Raw genomic sequence first — 17,525 nt, 5'->3', positions numbered from 1 at the left:
GAAATTAAGTAATTTCATTATCTAAACTTGAGCTAAAATAATTCTATATACTAAAATAAGAAATCACAATGCCCTTACCGATTAACGGCATAGGGCATTCTGTTACTTAATAAATTAGATTTTTAATAAAGCAAAACCGCCCTTTTGATACTTCGATACATCATTACTTGTATAATATGTGAAATAAAATTTCGAAATAAGAATTATTTTAACTAAATAATCTATACTAAAAAACTAATTATGAGATAAATTAGAATTCACAAATTATACATAATTAGTTGTGAAAGCGTTGCCAAAAGCTAAAATTTACCATACAATAGAGCCATATATAAACAAGCCATTTAAATATTTTATTAAGAAAATAACTAAATAGAATGAAAGTTACTTATTTAAAATTTGGTATAAACGTTGATTAATAGACGTAAAATAAGAATATTTATATAGGAATTATAGGGGTGAGTGAGAGTGTTTCGTGTTATTCATACAAAAGAAGAGAATAATTTATTTAACGAGCTGTGGGGAGATTTTTGTGAAGAAAACGAAATACCTTTCTTAACAAGAAATAATGAAGTTACTCGTTATGGAATTTGTGATTCGGATAAAAAGTGCATTGGTACTTTAGAGTTTAGTAAATTTAAAATTCAAAATGAGGATAAAAATAAATATTATTATAATTTTTCCGAAAACAAATATATTAAATATATTCAAAACGAAAATATCTATGAAATTGGAAAATTATTAATTACGAGGGAAAATAGGGGAAAAGGGTTTTTTAAACATATATTATTAGCATGCTATGATCATGCAAACAATACGAATGCTGATTGGTATATTGGTACAATCAATAAAAGACTGTATATGTTCGCTAGAAGCGCAGGATTTAAAATATTACCTATTGATGAATATTTTGAAATAAGTGATGATATAATTGCTGTACCGTTTTTATTGGATATAAAACATGCTATTAAACTATTGAAATATTCAAATGAATTTAAAGAAATATTAATGTATTATGATAAATAACTACGAAAAACTCAGGGGAACCTGAGTTTTTCAATTTTTATCCTATTCTTGTTCAAGAATACTCGCTGTTTGATGTGTTTGATTATAAGCTGTTTGACAAGCTTGAAGCGCTTGTTCAATTCTTTCATGGTTTTGCGGTTTTTCAACAGTTTCTAATGCAGATTGAAGACATTCGATTGCATGTTTAAGTTCAGTAGTAGCATCTTGAGTAAATTGACGCGCATTTTTTTGCATAATGATTCCTCCCTTCATACAAAATTATTTTTGACCAAGATTCTTTTTAGTATGTAAAAAACGTAGAAGAAAATTCTTCTACGCCTTAGACTCCAAATATTGAAAGAATTGCAAATCGCTTTTTTGGTTTAAATGTAATAATCTTTTTCTGATCCTCTAATTCCGCTTTTAGTATGGTTACTTGTTCATTTAATTGTTCTACTTGTTCCTCAAGTTTAACAACTACTTTTTTTAAGTCTTCAATTTCACAACGATGTTCCAAAATTTGTACTGAAACGACTTCATTTGCTTTCGTTTCAACTTTTTCTTCAAGTTTTAATAATTTTTGAGTTAATTCTCTAATAATGTCTATATTTTCTGTTTCATTTTGCTTAGTTTCAACCGTTTGTAATGAAGCTTCATAAATTTCTTTAATTTGCTGAATTTGTTCTTCTGTAAATAAATATCCATTATTGGATTTCTCTAATTTTAGATTTCCTTTTTTTGAAAACAATAAAACCTTTTTATTTGTTAATTGCAGTTGTTCTGCCACTTGAGAAGTTGTATACATATAGCTATTCCTCCTCCAAATAATTTATATAGTACAAATTCTTTATAATACTGCGCATTCCTTTGTGATTGACAAAACTAGTGTTGACTCGGCAAAAGTTCTTATATTACTTCGAATAAATAGGTTCTAAATACTCAAAATGGCTGAATATGTAAACTTGCATACTATTGTATTGCTTTTTATCGAATTACTGTATTTATACCATTAATACCCCACCTTTCTACAAAAATTTAGACTAAAAAGTTGGTAAATAGCATATAATGCGTGACTCTTTTTGGAGAAGGAATAATCCTAACCAAATTTTTTTTTCTGAATTAAACTTTACTAAATAAAAAAATTTTGATAACAAATTATTTTACTGAATATACTAAGATAAGCCTAATTTTAAAATTAAGGTTATGAAGATGGCCTTCACTTCCAATTGGAGGGATGACTCAATTGTTTGGAATTGGAACAAAGTTATTACTAATTGTTGTATTAATAGCATTTACTGCCTTTTTTGTTGCTTCTGAATTTGCAATTGTAAAAATTAGAAGCTCAAGAATTGATCAATTAATTGGAGAGGGAAATAAAAAAGCAAGAGCTGTAAAAAGGGTAATCACTCATCTTGATGAGTATCTCTCAGCTTGTCAGCTTGGTATTACTGTTACGAGTTTAGGTTTAGGTTGGTTAGGAGAACCAACTGTAGATGCGTTAGTACACCCATTACTTGACGATTTACATTTACCTACCGCACTTTCTGGCACAATTTCTTTTTTAATAGCATTTGGTTTTATTACATTTATCCATGTTGTAGTTGGAGAATTAGCGCCTAAAACGATAGCAATTCAAAAGGCTGAACAAATTACATTAATGTTTTCACCACCTTTGATTCTTTTTTACAAAATTACATATCCGTTTATTTGGTTGTTTAATAATTCAGCAAGGATGGTACTAAAAATATTTGGACTTCCGCCTGCTTCAGAACATGAAGTTGCGCATTCAGAAGAAGAATTAAGAATTCTACTTTCTGAAAGCTATAAGAGTGGAGAAATTAATCAATCTGAATTTAAATATGTTAACAATATTTTTGACTTCAATATGCGGGTTGCAAAAGAAATAATGGTTCCTAGAACTGAAATGACTGCAATTGACTTACGTGAACCCTTTCATGAAAATATTCATTTTATGAGTACTGAAAAATATACTCGCTTTCCTGTTGTTGATGGAGATAAAGACCATGTAGTTGGTTTAATAAATTTTAAAGATGTTTTTACAGATTTTGTTTTACATAAAGGTGATGCTGAGGTAAAAACACTTGAACAATATATTAGGCCGATTATTCAAGTTATTGAATCAATATCAGTCCATGATTTACTTGTGAAAATGCAAAGAGAACATATACATATGTCAATCTTAGTTGATGAATATGGAGGTACATCTGGATTAGTAACTGTTGAAGATATTTTAGAAGAAATTGTTGGTGAAATTCGCGATGAGTTTGATGTTGATGAAAAAGAGGATATCAGTAAAGTAAATGAAAATAAATTTATTATCGCAGGGAAAGTATTAATTAGTGAAATTAATGATGTTTTTAGTTTGGATATAGATGACACCGATGTGGATACAATTGGCGGATGGATTTTAACTGAAAACTTTGATGTACAAGAAGGTGGCGCCATTACGTATCAAAACTGTACATTTAAAGTACTAAAGTTAGATGGACATTATATAAAATCTATAGAACTAACACGTGAAACTGTGAAAAAACCTGAAAGCCAAGAAGAAAGCGCAACTTAAATTGTAATACAATTTTAGCTGCGCTTTTATCCTTTATTATTAAAATTTCACATACCGTAATAGTTAAAAATTAGTTGAGTTGTAAAGATCGTCTTTAATAAAAATTTCGTTTTTATCAACAGCGCTATTATGAGTAACGACAAGTCCAATTGGAGTAGGAACGGGTAAGTTATTGACCAATGAGAACTGAATGTTTTTTTTCTTTGCCATCAAAATATATTTTGAAATCGAATGATAGGGAAGGGTACCATTTAATAATAATGTAACATTCTTCACGTTTATAGACTTTTCTACAAGTGGATAAATTGAATTAGCCATCACCTGACTGGTAGTTAATGCAATTTCTACCCTTTCACGAATTGTACCTAAAAAAATGTTTCGCTCTTCAATTTTTATTTGCTTTTCACCATAGATACCTTTAATTAAATAATCTTCCACTTTATTTCCAGCCATAGAAATACCTACTTTCAGTTTATTAATTTAATTGTATCTAACTTTATTCTATTCTACTCACCATATTATTGACATTTTTGCATACATTTAGTTTATTTAATACTATAGCTCTAGTGACATTAGTAAAAATCCAGTAACTTAATGAAATATTCATAAGTTTAATTTGCGATTTAATCAGAAAATTGTAAAAATTATTACTTTGTCGTAATAAATTCGACAAATTTTTATTTTTTACTTAACGAATATTTAAAAATTTGTTACTATTTAATTAATAGATTTTTTATTGGAGGTGTTCCTTATTGATATGTCAATAGAAAGTAGGTATAGCTCTTTCATACAGAAAAGTATGCCTACATTAGTAAAGAATTGGGTCGCTCAAGCAGTAATTAGCGATGATGACCCTTTTAAATCCGAGATTATCATTAATGGAACCAGATTGATTGACTTTACGTTATTATTTATTGAAGGTAAAATTAATGAGGATCAAGTCAAAGATTTGGCACATAAAATCGCACTTGAACGAGCTAAAGCAAGTGCTAATATCGGAGATTTTGTTTATAACTCAAATATAGGTAGAAGTGAACTGTTTAAACATTTATCTGATTTTGAGGAAAGCATTAGTTTACTTCAGCCATTAATTAATAAAATAAACTACGTTTTTGACCAGTTTATTTATTTTACAGTTAAACAATATTCATATATCATTACGCAAGATATAGAAGAAAAAAAGCAGTTCATTGACGAAACGCATAAAGAGAGACTTACGATTTTAGGACAAATGTCTGCAAGTTTCGTACATGAATTTAGAAATCCACTCACTTCAATTATTGGATTTGTCAAATTACTAAAAGGAGACCATCCTCAATTGAAGTATTTAGACATAATAGATCATGAATTGCATCAATTAAATTTTAGAATTGATCAATTTCTCCATGTTTCAAAAAAGGATCATGATCAAATGGTGGAGTACTTTTTAATTGATGACTTGTTTAAAGAAATAACAGAATTCCTATATCCAAGTATTGTAAATTCAAATGTGATTTTACAAGAAGGAATTTCACAAAATATATACATACCAGGTTACCGAAATGAACTTCGTCAAGTTTTGCTTAATATATTAATGAATTCAATTGATGCCTTAGCTGAAAACGATGGTCAAAAAACGATTCATTACCAAGTTGCAGATCGCGAGGACATGATTGAAATTCAAATTAAAAATAACGGCCCAAAAATTAGTGAAGAAAGCATACGGACAATTTTTGAACCATTTGTTACGACAAAAAACCATGGTACTGGAATTGGCTTATTTGTATGCAAACAAATCATTGAAAAGCACGATGGAAAAATTGAATGTGTTTCAGATGATGAATGGACTGGATTTTACATAACTCTGCCAAAAGAGGCATAAAACAACTCGGAGACTAATTCCGAGTTGTTTTATTTTTATAAAGGGTTTTTAGAGGGTATTAAAAATGTTATGCTAAAAAATGGTTAAATATGGTAAGATTTAACAGGTGACTAATTAGTAAATTTATTAGCAAATGGAGATGAACATGATGAAAATAAACACTTATCTAATTCAATTAGCGATTACGATAATCATTATTTTTGGAGGTACCTTCATTATTCGTTATTTTAGAACGAGTGAAATATTATTAGACCAAATGATAGGGATTTCTATGGGATTATTTATTCTAGTTTTTTCATTAATTTGGAGGGGAATAAATAAAGTTTCTTAAATGTCATCTTATTATGTAACTATTAATATAAAAAAGTTACCATGAAATCCCGAATGTTAAGTTTTGAAGTAGAAAATTAAACAAGCGTATTTTTTGTTAGAACATGGAAGTTTAATAACATGTAGGCTGTTTTTTGCAGTCTATTTTTTAATACAAAATTGCAAATACAATCCGCTTCATGTCGGTTTAGAATTAATTTTTATTTTTCACTTGACTTGAAATCCATTTCATAATTTAGATTGAAAATAAGTTAATTTTCAAAAGTGGGAAGAAAGATGATTAGAAAAGTTAATCTTCACCAATATCTACTATGGAGACTTGTTTCTAACCAATAAAAGAATAACTGTAGAAGCAATAAACTAATAAATTATGAAAAATCTTTCTCGTTTGAAAAAGAGATGAGCGCTATCAAAAATTCTACTCTTATTGTAGGGAAATACAGAATTGCGGTAAGATGGGCATACAATGGGAAGCTACTTTACATTATAAAAGCTTTTCAAAAGTTGAAACAAAATGCGTAGTATTCTTCATAAGTGATAGTAGTGGGAGGTATATGGTGACAAATATTAGTGATATTGCAAAATTGGCAGGCGTATCCGTCTCTACTGTATCTAGAGTTCTTAACAATTATAAGTATGTTGCTAGTGATAAAAGAGAAGCTGTCCTTAAGGTTATTGAAGAAATGAATTATACACCAAACAAAAACGCGATTGATTTAATTCGAGGAGAAACAAGAACAATAGGTGTTATTCTCCCATATAACAATAATCCTGCATTTGATCAAATATTAAACGGGATACTGAACAAAGCACTAGAAAATGATTTTTTGATTACGGTACTACCTTCAAATTATAGTAAAGAAAAAGAAGTGGAATATCTGCAAAAATTAAAAAGTAAGTTGTAAAAATACCTTATCGCATTGTGGAAAGAGATTCTGTTTAAATCCTATTTTTGTTGGTATAGATAAGGCTCCATCAAAAAAAGTGCATTTCAATTTCATTTTGTAAATATAATAATCAAAAATAAAGAAATAGATTAAAGTGGGGAAAGAAAATGAGTAAAAAATTTATTGTTTTTGACATTGATGGAACATTACTCACGACAGAAATGAAGTTTTTAGACAGTACAAAAGAAGCTTTAATTTCTCTTAAAGAAAAAGGACATAAGATCGGTATTGCGACTGGAAGGGACTATACTTCAGCAATAGCAATCGTTGATGAACTTGAAATTGATACTTATGTTTTATGTAATGGATCAATCGGCTATGTCCGACATGAGTTAGCACACGAGGAAAACTTTACAAAGAAATCAATTATGGAATTAATTAAAATTGCAACAGAAAACAATGATCAAATTGTATTCCAAACAGCAAACGGATTAAAAAGACATTTCGAGATACCAGGAGATTCGTTAATGAATGCCTACAACAGTCTAGGATTGACCATTCCTGAATTTGATGATATGTATTGGGAACAAAATTCAATTATTCAAGCTATGCTTTTTTGTAAGCCAGAAGATCTTCCAAAATATGATATTAATGAATTTAGATATGTTAGTTGGCACAAATTTGGCTCTGATGTCATCCCTAAAGAAGGATCAAAAGCAAAAACCATTTTGAAAATCGCAGAAGAAAATGAATTTAAGCAGGAAGATATCGTCTTTTTCGGAGATGGAATGAACGACATCGAACTAATGGAACTCTCAGGAGTTGGGGTTGCAATGGGAAATGCGGAAACAGAAGTTAAAGAAAAAGCGAATTTAGTCACAGATAGTTGCAATGAACATGGGATATACAATGCACTTAAGAAAATGTTATTAATTTAATAACAGAAGGATAAATATGGTAGGTGGAAAGTATTCTTGCGCTAAAATATCAGGAGGCACAAAATGAGTGATTCTTTTGTTTTTCAATTATTAAATAAAAAATATAAAAAATTGTTTGACTTGATTAAAAAATGTCCTGAAAACAAAAGAGAGGTCGTACCTGAAGGTTTTAAAAATAGTATTCACTGGCAAATCGGTCATATTCTATATTCTACTGAAAACCACGTTATTCGACTTTCTGATCAAAATAAAGTTCTTCCAGAAAATTACCAAACTTTTTTTGGATACGGTACAAAACCACTTGATTGGAAAGAAGTTGTGCCAAAGTGGGACAAATTAATCGAACAGTTAAAGGAACAGCTTGTTTATATTCATGATACATGTAGTGATAAACTTGATACGCCTGTTAAAGAGAATTTTATAAAAGCAAATACAATTGGTGAGTTACTCATATATAATATTTCACATGTTTCTGAACATATTGGTGTCATTATTAGCATGATCAAAGTACTAAATGATTTCAAAAGCCCAAATTAAAATAATCATATAGTTGCCATTCAATTATTACCTATTTAAGAAAAACAGGATTGTCTAATATGACAAGCCTGTTTTTTATCACCTTTTATTATTAAAGGTAATATAGTTTAATAACTTCAAATCTAGGGCCCTCTTCAACACACCCGACTGATATCAAATCATATACTGTATTTTCTTTAAATTTAGTTTTATAGAGCGGCAAAATGATGGTTTTGGTACCTGACAATCGTATTTCTAAATTAACTGACATAGGTGTTATAGGGAGATATTCTGATGCACTACGGTATGGTACATTTGAGAAAACAACATCTCCTTCTCCAGCTTTTACGGCAAAATCAAGATTAGGTGAGTTAGGGGATAGATTAATAAAACGGATTTTAGCTTCTCCTAAGGGTAAAGTAGTATTATCCATATATGAATAAAGTGAAATTTGGTCTAATTTATTACCTATGGCAATCGTATAAATTTGTTCTGCAAGAAGATTTATTTGTTCTGAATAAATTGGTTTTGATAAATCATCCGTATTATATAATTCAATGAAATGCACTCCTGAAGGTAAAGATAAATATTGAGAGGAGTCTTTATATGATAGATTTGGAATTAATTGATTACGATTAATATAAATAGCTATGCCGGATTTGTTTGGAATGACATTTATGAGTCTAATGTAAGTTAAATTTTGTTTTTTAATTTGGTCTTTTTTATTACTAATAGGTGGATTTGTTGGTAATAAACTTTGGAACGAGGCAAATTGTTTATAATGAACTTCAAACATATGATCCTTATTTTTTTGTACCTCTTTGTTCAAGCTACATTCCTCCTATGAACACCATCCTTTTTTCCCATTTATTATATTATTCATAAAGAAGAAAATTAAGAATTATTTTATATTTAATACTCCTAAAATAGTTATTGCATATTAGACTAGAAATTTAATAGAATACTTTTAATATAGTTTTTTACAATTAAATAGTAGCTAATTAAGTTCAATCACTTTTTTTAAGTGTATCTTAATACGCTCGTATAATTTTGGAAATAAGCGGTCCAAAAGTTTCTACCAAGCTACCAAATAGTTTGACTACGAGAGATATGACACAACATAATCTCTCCTAAATTTTTAGGAGGAATCTAAAAATGAACTTACATGAAATGAAAACATCAACCAAAGCTGTGAAGGCTGATTTTTTAATAAAAAACGGGAAGATTTTAAATGTTTTTACGAAAGAAATCTTAGAAGACTCGATCGCAATTACAAATGGAATGATTGTTGGAATAGGTGATTATGAAGCTAAAACAGTAATTGATGCAGAAGGTAAATATATTTCACCGGGCTTTATTGATTCCCATGTTCACATTGAATCTTCGATGGTTTTACCTAGTGAATATGCGAGAACTGTACTTCCACATGGTGTAACAACCGTCATAACAGATCCTCATGAGATTGCAAATGTTGCTGGAGTTAATGGAATTCAAATGATGTTAGATGCATCAGAAAATATTCCATTAGACGTTAGAGTTATGCTACCGTCATGTGTACCAGCGACTTCATTAGAACGCGGTGGAGCTATACTTTATGCTGAACATTTAGAGCCTTTTATGAAACATCCGAGAGTACTAGGCTTAGCAGAAGTAATGGATTATCCTGCTGTCATGTCAATGGAAAAACAAATGATTGATAAATTAGAATTAGCTCATGCTTATCAAAAGCCGATCGATGGTCATTTAGCTGGATTAACGAAAAATGAAATAAACACGTATTCATACGCAGGTATTTCGACAGATCATGAATGTACAAATGTGCAAGAAGTATTGGAAAGACTTAGAGCGGGGATCTATGTTGCATTTAGAGAAGGGTCTGCTGCAAGAAATCTAAAGGATCTATTACCTGCAGTAAATGAACGAAATGCACAGCGAATTATGTACTGTACGGATGATAAACATTTAGACGATATCATGAAAGAGGGCTCTATTGATTTTTGTATTCGAACTGCAATCGAATATGGAATTCATCCAGTGACAGCCTACTCAATGGCAACTTTAAATCCTGCTTCATGCTATGGTTTAAAACAAAAAGGTGCAATAGCTCCTGGATATGAAGCAAGCTTAGTGTTTCTAAGTGATCTAGAATTAGTAGAAGTTACTGATGTATGGTGTAAAGATGAGTTTATCGTTAAAAATAAACAAAATAGTAATTTAATCAAAAATGATGAGTTGAACTTTATTGATTCGAAAGTAAGTTTAGGTGATCTAAAGATTGAGGATCTTGAATTAAAAACTGATGATAAAACACTTGCAAATATAATTGAAATTAATCCAAATAGCATTGTTACAAATCATTTTATTGAAAAATTACCAATTGAACATACTCAGTTTGCTCCAAGTGTAGCTAAAAACTTATGTAAGATAGCAGTACTAGATCGCTATCATTCAAAAAAAGAAATTGGATTAGGGATTGTTAAAGGATTAAATTTAATTGATGGAGCAATTGCAACAACTATTGCACATGATTCTCACCAGTTAATCGTTGCCGGTATGAATGATGAAGACATGTATTTAGCAATAAAAACAATTGAAGAAATGAACGGAGGAATAGTAGTCGTATCCTCTGGAACAGTAATTGCAAAATTAGAATTACCAATTGGAGGGTTAATGAGTAATAAGTCTGCTGAAGAAGTAGAAGCTGGCTTGTATCAAATAGAAAAATCATTATTACAAATTAGACCTAACAATACATTTAACGCTTTTTTAACTTTATCATTTCTTGCATTGCCTGTTATACCAAGTATAAAGATTACGACTAAAGGTTTATTTAATGTAAATGAATTTAAATTTATTCCTGTATTATTTGATGAATAAATGAAATAAATAAAGGCTCCTAAGTATTGGGGTCTTTTTTTTGTTAATTAAATAAGAAGTAAACGTAAATACATGGATTGGATAAATTAGGTGGATTTTACCAAAAAAAAAGAAGGAGTATGAGTTGATGACTCATGCTCCTATTTAAAATTTATAAGTTTTATATCAAGTTAATAAGTTTAGACATTTGCAATTGCTCTTTTAAACAAAATATTATTTTCTAAATGGATATGTTGGAATGTATCAGCTTCGAGAGCCTCAAGTCTTTGATAAACAAGACGATAAGTACCACAAGCACCCATTGGCGGTGTATAATCATTAGTAATTTCACGTAATTCTTTTAATATATCTCCGGCAGAACTGTGTTCATTTTCTAATTCTTCAACGATTTTACTCAATTTATTGTAAGTTGCATCAGTTGGATTTTGTTCATAATCTAAAATTAGCTTAAAATCAACTGTCTCTTCTTTCCAAGTATGTTGTTCTAATTCTGTTTTTAAATCAAAGAACAACTTGTGTAATCGTACTAAATGTGGTTGAGTTTCACCGTGAACTCTCATTACTTTTGTTACATATGGGCTTAAAAGAGGTAATTCCTCGTTTAAAAAACGATGATGTTTGTTTACAATATGATCAATTAAATCTCCACTAGAAGCATTTTTATAATCAATAACAGTTTCGTTTGATAATTTTGTTTCTTGATAAAGTGAATTTAGTTTCGATAAAACTTCTTCGATTGATAAATTTTTTTCTTTTACAGCTTCAATTAGCGGTCTTTTACCACCACAGCAAAAATCAATTCGATATGATTTAAATAGATCACTCGCCTTTGGAAATTCGGTAACAATCTCACTTATAAAAGTTAACTCGTTAAATGGTTGATTCATTTTAAAACCTCCAAAATTAGTTTTTTGTTTATCTAAAGAAAGAATATCAACAATTTTAAGGTTAGTTTGTGATATGAATCACATGTGTGGTTTCTTTAGTATTAAAAACTATTGATAGTAGAAGTAATTCAAAGCAGGAATGCATGAACTTCTTTATTTTTAGCTGGATTGTGCATATAAGCTGCAGTTAGTAGTCCTAACATTACATAAATTGGGTTAATACATTTAGTTTGAGCGGAAGAATTATTAAAAACGTCACAAAAAAATGACTCAAGTAAATTCTTGAGTCATTTTAATCTTTTAAATTTTTTACTAAAAAAGACGCATGTTTAAATTAATCAAATTCTACAAAAGATAAAATGAGTATTTACTGAAAATATGTACGTAAAAAGGGTAGGATATTAAAGTATATTAAGACTTTTTAATCCAAAGTTTGAGGAGAGATTGTATTGGAAGATAAAATAGATTTTTCAGAAAAAATACATATTGGTGAATTAATCGCTGTTTCAAATGTTTACGGTTTAACCCCATATACGCTTCTGATCGAACTTGAAAAAGGTAATATAGAAGTATTTCTTTCTATTGAAGAATTTAACGCAAAATATAGTGACGCTACAGATCTTGATTGGTGTCAATTAAATAACGGAAAAGTATTTTCTAAAAAAAATGACGAATAGAGAAAGTAGTCTGTTTGAAATTGCTAAAAATTGAATGAGTTAAAGGAGAATAAATTTATAAGTCTAACAACTTTGATTACGAATTTAACTAAATTCAACAAAGCGATTTTTTAGGAACAATTAAAAAAGTAAACTCCCTATCTAATGTGGTAGGGTATAATACGAAAGAGAGTAAAAGAGTAAATTTTAAGTTCTTTTATTTAGGACAATCTCCCCGAACATGGCTAATTGTTCGTTATTTAAACAATCTCGATCAATAGTCGGCATTACAACTGAAATTAAAAAATTAACCTCGTTATTTAACCGATTAATCTCTTCTAACAAATGAATTTGTATGCCTTTCATTTCGTTAATTACCTGAATATACAAATCCTCCTTACTATTAGTTGATGTGCTGTTTATATTGTTCATATCAAACACCTCCAATGAATTCTATTCGGTATGATTCCTTCAATATCCTCTAAGTCTTGATGGCTTTTTACAATCTTCTTGATAAGAGTCCAAAATAGTCATTTTATTGGCTAGAAAAAAAACTCAGCCAATGATTTGAAATTTTGGCATGAGTAGGAATTTTACATTATTTAATTCGTAATAAAAATGATTAACAAATAGATTATTTATTCTCCAATATGATCTTCAAACCACTCTTGAAGCTCTTTTAATGAAGTAAAAGAGTAGATTTCTTCTCCGTTTTGTCCATTATCAAAACCAGTATTCCCTCTCAGTGTAATTTGTCCTTCCTCTCCGGAAATTAAGATCGAATAAGGGTGGTTTATATTTATATATCTTGCGTCTAAATCATTATCAATCCAATTCTTACTATTTAAAAATGCCTCGTAATGATCCATTCTTATTCCTCCTGTCGGTGATATTATTCAAAATTATTACAAAATATAGACTCAAAAAAAGATTATGGAAGAAATTGGTTTTAGCTATCTTGATAGTAGAGAATATTGTTAAACTTTACTAAATGTTTATAAACAAAAAAGATGTTCATAAATAAAAACTGATGTATAGGACAAACTTGGTTCCGGGAAGCCTTATTGTAAGGAGGCGGATATGAATATGGTTACTGTTGAAGTTTTATCTCTAATGATTAGCTTTGGAATGTTTGTAATCGCCATTTTAGAATTTAAAGATAAGGATAAAAATAAAAATTCCTAGATTCGTTGAAAATCATATTATTTGGAAAATATCTATACCTTGAACACGCTTATATGGCGTGTTTTTTTTAATTAAACTCCAGAAACAGTATTCACATCGTTTTAGATATTTCACTTTAAATTAGAAATTATTGTACAATTACTATAGAAGAATGATAAAAATCAAGTAGGTGTATGAAGCATGTATGATATTACAATTATAGGCTCGGGTGTAAGTAGCATTTTTTTAGCATATACATTATTACAAACAAATCAAAAGGTATTAATTCTTGAAAAAGGAAAATCTTTAGAGGAGAGGAATTGTGCACTAGACCAAGGTGGTGTGTGCAATTGCGAGGTTTGCGGTAAATATTATGGTTTTGCAGGTCTTGGTAAATCTGAAGGGAAATTTAACTATTCATGTGATTTTGGTGGAGAGCTGGCTCAAAAAGTTGGAAGGGAAAATCTTCAACAACTAATGAAAGAACTTGACGACCTACTTTGTCGTTTTGGGGGAGAAGCCGTACAAAAATATTCCACAGTAAATGAAAGATTAGTTAAAAAGGCACTAGATTGTAATTTACAAATGTTAACAACTGAAGTTAGACATCTCGGTACGATGCTTTCAACAAAAATATTCCAACGACTATATAACGAATTATCTAGCCAAATCGAAATTCGCTTTGAAGCTGATATTCAAAATATTAAACATGACAATCATCTATTCACTTTGAATACAAATTTAGGGAAATTTGAATCTAAAAACGTAATATTTGCAACTGGAAGAGCTGGAACAGAATGGTTAAAAGAACAGTGTACAAACCTTGGGGTAAAGCAAGGAAAAACCCGTTTGGATTTAGGTATTAGAGTGGAAATGAAGGAGCAACAGCTGCGTTCAATTTTACAAGATACATTTGAAACAAAACTTTCGTATGAGTATGATGGAATAATTTCAACTACATATTGCATGAACCCAAAAGGTAGAATCGTACGAAAGTTTCAAGAAGGCTTAGTAATGCCTGATGGACAAAATTTTAGAGAGCAAGAAGCAAGTACGACTAATTTAAATTTTACTTTATTCACTCCTAAATATTTTCCTTCGCTAAAAGAAGCAAATCTTTATGCTAATGAGATCATCGGAAAGATTAATAATTGTTCAGACAGAATTGTTGTCCAGCGTTTAGGAGATTTACTAAGCGGGGAGTCTACAACTAATGAAAAAATGAAAAAAAACAGTGTCCAACCTACTTTAGCTGCCGATTACGGTAACCTTACAACTGAAGTTCCGTTACTTTATTTAAATAGTTTACAAGGATTTTTGAACCAGCTTGAAGAATTTATTGGAGAAACGATTGATGAGGATACACTTCTTTATGGAATAGATGGAAAGTTTTACTCGCCAATCATTGAAACAAATTCAAACTTTCAAACGAGTTTAGAAGGTTTATATGTCATCGGTGACTGCTCAGGAGTTACGCATTCTTTATCTCAAGCAGCGGCTAGTGGGATTTATTTAGGTAAGTATTTGATAAAGAAAGATCAACTGTTAACGAAAGAAATAGTGAATTGAAGTCATTCTATTAAGATTTTAAAATTCAAATTGTGGGTGATTTGATGGGGAATAGAATTCATTTATATTTAATTAGACATGGTGAAACTTATTTAAATCGCTATAAAAGAATGCAAGGCTGGGCCGATAGTCCATTAACAGAAGAAGGAAAACTAGTTGCAATTGAATGTGGAAAGAAACTGTCTGAAATTCAGTTTAATCGCGTTTACACTAGTGATTCAGGCAGAACAGTTGAAACAGCAGAACTAATTTTACAGCAGAATAATTATGAAATTCCTGTAATCAGAAAAACAAAAGCCTTTCGAGAGTCCTTTTTTGGTAGTTTTGAAGGAGAATATTCAGCTGTAGCTTTAGGTAAGGTCGCAAATGATCATGGTTATTCTACATTTAGGGAGCTATTAAGAAATCGTTCCCTTGAAGATATTACAAATTTTATTAAAGAATCTGATCCATATCATCATGCGGAAAACTACTCTGAGCTATGGAATCGTATAGAAAAAGGATTAAATGAACTAATTATCGAAAAAAATAAAAATAATGAGAATGTATTAATTGTCACTCACGGAAATACAATCAGAAATATTGTGAAAAAATTTTCGGAAGAGTTTAATATTGAATTAGAAATAAAAAACGCTAGTATTACAATTTTGGAATACTCATCAGAAACATATAAAGTTATTTCTTTTAATCAATAAGGGACTTTCATTTGATGTACAAATAATAAGGTGATAAGTGCAATTTAGGCAAGTGCAATTAAAAAGGTAAAAAGCTTTGAATTTTGTTAAAAATTATATGAAATCCAAACCATATTAAGAAATAATAATGAATTAGACCTTGAGAACTTAAAAAATAGGAACAAAAAAGGGTAAATAACCATAAAAAAAGAGAAGGTCATACACAGGACCTTCTCATTTTTGTGCATTGAAATTATTATTTATTTCTCAACTTTTTATGTCCATCATTATTTTTACTTTTTAAGACAGGTGCGGGTGCCTTAAAAAACTGTTTTATCGATTCTCTGTTCTTAGAAAAGTCTAATTTAAGTACTGCACCTGAATGCTCAACAGTTTCGTTTGTAAAACCAGCATCAACAGGAATGCTTAAACGATCTATTTTTTCGATTGGTTGAGAAAATGCGATTGAGACAAGTGAAAGTATTTCTTCTAATTTCAAATCAGTCGAGACATAATGAGTTGTTTCGTCTAATAAAAGAGGTACTCTAGCAATTCCTCCAAATGTATTTAACTTTTCTTTAACAGCACTAACAACTTTTAATAATACTTCTTGTTGGCGTTGAACTCTACCAAAATCGTTGTTATGATCATGTCTAAAACGGACGTATTTTAAAAGTTGTTCACCGTGTAAATTGTTTTCTCCAGGTTTCATCTTCAAGTTCATATCATCAATTAATGTTTGACTTACATTTACCTTTATACCTTCTGGAACAAGTGTATCAACGATTCCGATAAATCCTTTAAAATCAATAATGACTGTATGGTCAATAGGGATACCGAGATTTTTATATATAGTTTCTTTTAGAAGTTTTTCTCCACCTAAAGAATAAGCGACATTAATTTTACCGTAACGATATTTATAACCATCAATTTTAACAAAAGAATCCCTTAAAATTGAGGCAACTTTTAAAGTTCGGTCTTCCACATTATATTGAACTACTGCAATACTATCTGATCTAGATTTTTTTTCACCTCGTGAATCGACACCTATGACAAGGAAGAATAATGAGTTTTTTAAAAGTTTATTTTTAAAGCTCATTTTTTGTTCGTTTAGTGGTATTGTTTGATTTTCGGGTTGAACTGATGGTTTACTTTGACAACTGACTAGTAAACAAACTATTAATGAAAGAAGGCACATTCGCATGAACTTCAATATGATAGATCACTCCTCCTTCTATGTGGATAAAATATGTATCAACTTTTAATATAATTTAGTTTATAGTTCCCTTCTAATATTTTGAAAATACATATCAAAGATGTAAAAACGAATAAGTAAATCCATTTTTTTTCATAAATAGAAATATTTGTTGATTGAAAGGATAAATGAATTATTATAGAATCAAGATTGTTAAAACATTCACAATCGATAATAAGAAAAATTAAAAGGGTATTTATTTTTTTATTTATACATGTGAAATTATTCACAAGTAATATTTATTTTAAAATTTTTACTAATAATATTAGGCAGCATTTTAAAAAATATAAAATAAACGTTTGTGAGTTTTTTTAACAAAAAATAA

At 29.6% G+C, this 17,525-nt stretch carries 20 protein-coding genes and 1 riboswitch; of the genes, 12 read left to right on the top strand and 8 right to left on the bottom strand.

The features are described from left to right. Positions 1 to 465: 465 nt before the first annotated feature. Positions 466 to 1,023 carry a hypothetical protein gene (locus tag COC46_RS11635; RefSeq protein ID WP_098809880.1) on the top strand — a complete coding sequence of 186 codons (558 nt, stop codon included), beginning with the start codon at positions 466 to 468 and terminating at the stop codon, positions 1,021 to 1,023. A gap of 42 nt (positions 1,024 to 1,065) precedes the next feature. Here COC46_RS11635 and COC46_RS11630 read toward each other — a convergent pair whose 3' ends face one another. Both COC46_RS11630 and COC46_RS11625 read right to left on the bottom strand, forming a co-directional pair. Next, the gene (locus COC46_RS11630) at positions 1,066 to 1,257 is read right to left on the bottom strand and encodes a hypothetical protein (protein WP_098809879.1); all 192 of its coding nucleotides are present in this window, start codon (positions 1,255 to 1,257) and stop codon (positions 1,066 to 1,068) included. Between the two features lie 85 nt (positions 1,258 to 1,342). Continuing rightward, complete coding sequence (locus COC46_RS11625) at positions 1,343 to 1,807, bottom strand: MerR family transcriptional regulator (protein WP_098809878.1); 465 nt, start codon at positions 1,805 to 1,807, stop codon at positions 1,343 to 1,345. Positions 1,808 to 2,236: 429 nt separating this feature from the next. On the opposite strand from COC46_RS11625, the gene COC46_RS11620 reads away from it, so the two are divergent. Further along, entirely contained in the window at positions 2,237 to 3,586 is a 1,350-nt protein-coding gene (locus COC46_RS11620) for a hemolysin family protein (protein ID WP_098809877.1), read from the top strand. 63 nt (positions 3,587 to 3,649) lie between these two features. Here COC46_RS11620 and COC46_RS11615 read toward each other — a convergent pair whose 3' ends face one another. Beyond that, complete coding sequence (locus COC46_RS11615) at positions 3,650 to 4,039, bottom strand: YueI family protein (protein ID WP_098809876.1); 390 nt, start codon at positions 4,037 to 4,039, stop codon at positions 3,650 to 3,652. A gap of 304 nt (positions 4,040 to 4,343) precedes the next feature. On the opposite strand from COC46_RS11615, the gene COC46_RS11610 reads away from it, so the two are divergent. From COC46_RS11610 to COC46_RS11585, 5 genes are all read left to right on the top strand, one after another. Continuing rightward, positions 4,344 to 5,447 (top strand): sensor histidine kinase, encoded by a 1,104-nt coding sequence (locus tag COC46_RS11610; protein WP_098809875.1) that lies wholly within the window; start codon positions 4,344 to 4,346, stop codon positions 5,445 to 5,447. Positions 5,448 to 5,592: 145 nt separating this feature from the next. Further along, positions 5,593 to 5,778 carry a hypothetical protein gene (locus COC46_RS11605; RefSeq protein WP_255294883.1) on the top strand — a complete coding sequence of 62 codons (186 nt, stop codon included), beginning with the start codon at positions 5,593 to 5,595 and terminating at the stop codon, positions 5,776 to 5,778. Between the two features lie 556 nt (positions 5,779 to 6,334). Further along, positions 6,335 to 6,682 (top strand): LacI family DNA-binding transcriptional regulator, encoded by a 348-nt coding sequence (locus COC46_RS11595; RefSeq protein WP_255294882.1) that lies wholly within the window; start codon positions 6,335 to 6,337, stop codon positions 6,680 to 6,682. A gap of 149 nt (positions 6,683 to 6,831) precedes the next feature. Continuing rightward, a complete protein-coding gene (locus COC46_RS11590; RefSeq protein ID WP_098809873.1) occupies positions 6,832 to 7,602 on the top strand; it encodes a Cof-type HAD-IIB family hydrolase in 771 nt (256 codons plus the stop codon). A 63-nt stretch (positions 7,603 to 7,665) separates the two neighbouring features. Continuing rightward, a complete protein-coding gene (locus tag COC46_RS11585) occupies positions 7,666 to 8,139 on the top strand; it encodes a DinB family protein (protein WP_098809872.1) in 474 nt (157 codons plus the stop codon). Between the two features lie 91 nt (positions 8,140 to 8,230). Here COC46_RS11585 and COC46_RS11580 read toward each other — a convergent pair whose 3' ends face one another. Beyond that, entirely contained in the window at positions 8,231 to 8,947 is a 717-nt protein-coding gene (locus COC46_RS11580; protein ID WP_098809871.1) for a DUF4397 domain-containing protein, read from the bottom strand. A 191-nt stretch (positions 8,948 to 9,138) separates the two neighbouring features. Beyond that, positions 9,139 to 9,240, top strand: a riboswitch (purine riboswitch). A gap of 33 nt (positions 9,241 to 9,273) precedes the next feature. Between COC46_RS11580 and ade the strand changes: the two genes are divergently transcribed. Then, on the top strand, positions 9,274 to 10,995 hold the full coding sequence (gene ade / locus COC46_RS11575; protein ID WP_098809870.1) for an adenine deaminase: 1,722 nt from the start codon (positions 9,274 to 9,276) through the stop codon (positions 10,993 to 10,995). Between the two features lie 179 nt (positions 10,996 to 11,174). Here ade and ric read toward each other — a convergent pair whose 3' ends face one another. Continuing rightward, complete coding sequence (gene ric / locus COC46_RS11570; protein ID WP_098809869.1) at positions 11,175 to 11,882, bottom strand: iron-sulfur cluster repair di-iron protein; 708 nt, start codon at positions 11,880 to 11,882, stop codon at positions 11,175 to 11,177. 449 nt (positions 11,883 to 12,331) lie between these two features. Here ric and COC46_RS11565 point away from each other — a divergent pair, with 449 nt between their 5' ends. Beyond that, entirely contained in the window at positions 12,332 to 12,559 is a 228-nt protein-coding gene (locus COC46_RS11565; protein WP_255294881.1) for a hypothetical protein, read from the top strand. A 186-nt stretch (positions 12,560 to 12,745) separates the two neighbouring features. Here COC46_RS11565 and COC46_RS11560 read toward each other — a convergent pair whose 3' ends face one another. Both COC46_RS11560 and COC46_RS11555 read right to left on the bottom strand, forming a co-directional pair. Beyond that, positions 12,746 to 12,970: a hypothetical protein gene (locus tag COC46_RS11560; protein ID WP_098809868.1), complete on the bottom strand. Its 225-nt coding sequence runs from the start codon at positions 12,968 to 12,970 to the stop codon at positions 12,746 to 12,748. Positions 12,971 to 13,176: 206 nt separating this feature from the next. Next, entirely contained in the window at positions 13,177 to 13,407 is a 231-nt protein-coding gene (locus tag COC46_RS11555) for a hypothetical protein (protein WP_098809867.1), read from the bottom strand. Positions 13,408 to 13,618: 211 nt separating this feature from the next. On the opposite strand from COC46_RS11555, the gene COC46_RS22710 reads away from it, so the two are divergent. From COC46_RS22710 to COC46_RS11545, 3 genes are all read left to right on the top strand, one after another. After that, the gene (locus tag COC46_RS22710; RefSeq protein WP_255294880.1) at positions 13,619 to 13,723 is read left to right on the top strand and encodes a putative holin-like toxin; all 105 of its coding nucleotides are present in this window, start codon (positions 13,619 to 13,621) and stop codon (positions 13,721 to 13,723) included. Between the two features lie 180 nt (positions 13,724 to 13,903). After that, a complete protein-coding gene (locus COC46_RS11550) occupies positions 13,904 to 15,271 on the top strand; it encodes an NAD(P)/FAD-dependent oxidoreductase (RefSeq protein ID WP_098809866.1) in 1,368 nt (455 codons plus the stop codon). A gap of 44 nt (positions 15,272 to 15,315) precedes the next feature. After that, positions 15,316 to 15,966 carry a histidine phosphatase family protein gene (locus tag COC46_RS11545; RefSeq protein WP_098809865.1) on the top strand — a complete coding sequence of 217 codons (651 nt, stop codon included), beginning with the start codon at positions 15,316 to 15,318 and terminating at the stop codon, positions 15,964 to 15,966. Between the two features lie 235 nt (positions 15,967 to 16,201). Here COC46_RS11545 and COC46_RS11540 read toward each other — a convergent pair whose 3' ends face one another. Further along, positions 16,202 to 17,149: an LCP family protein gene (locus COC46_RS11540; protein WP_098809864.1), complete on the bottom strand. Its 948-nt coding sequence runs from the start codon at positions 17,147 to 17,149 to the stop codon at positions 16,202 to 16,204. Positions 17,150 to 17,525 lie beyond the last annotated feature (376 nt).

The organism is Bacillus sp. AFS041924 (genome assembly GCF_002577195.1).
Classification (GTDB): domain Bacteria; phylum Bacillota; class Bacilli; order Bacillales; family Bacillaceae_G; genus Gottfriedia.
This window is presented reverse-complemented; position numbering and strand designations above follow the sequence as displayed.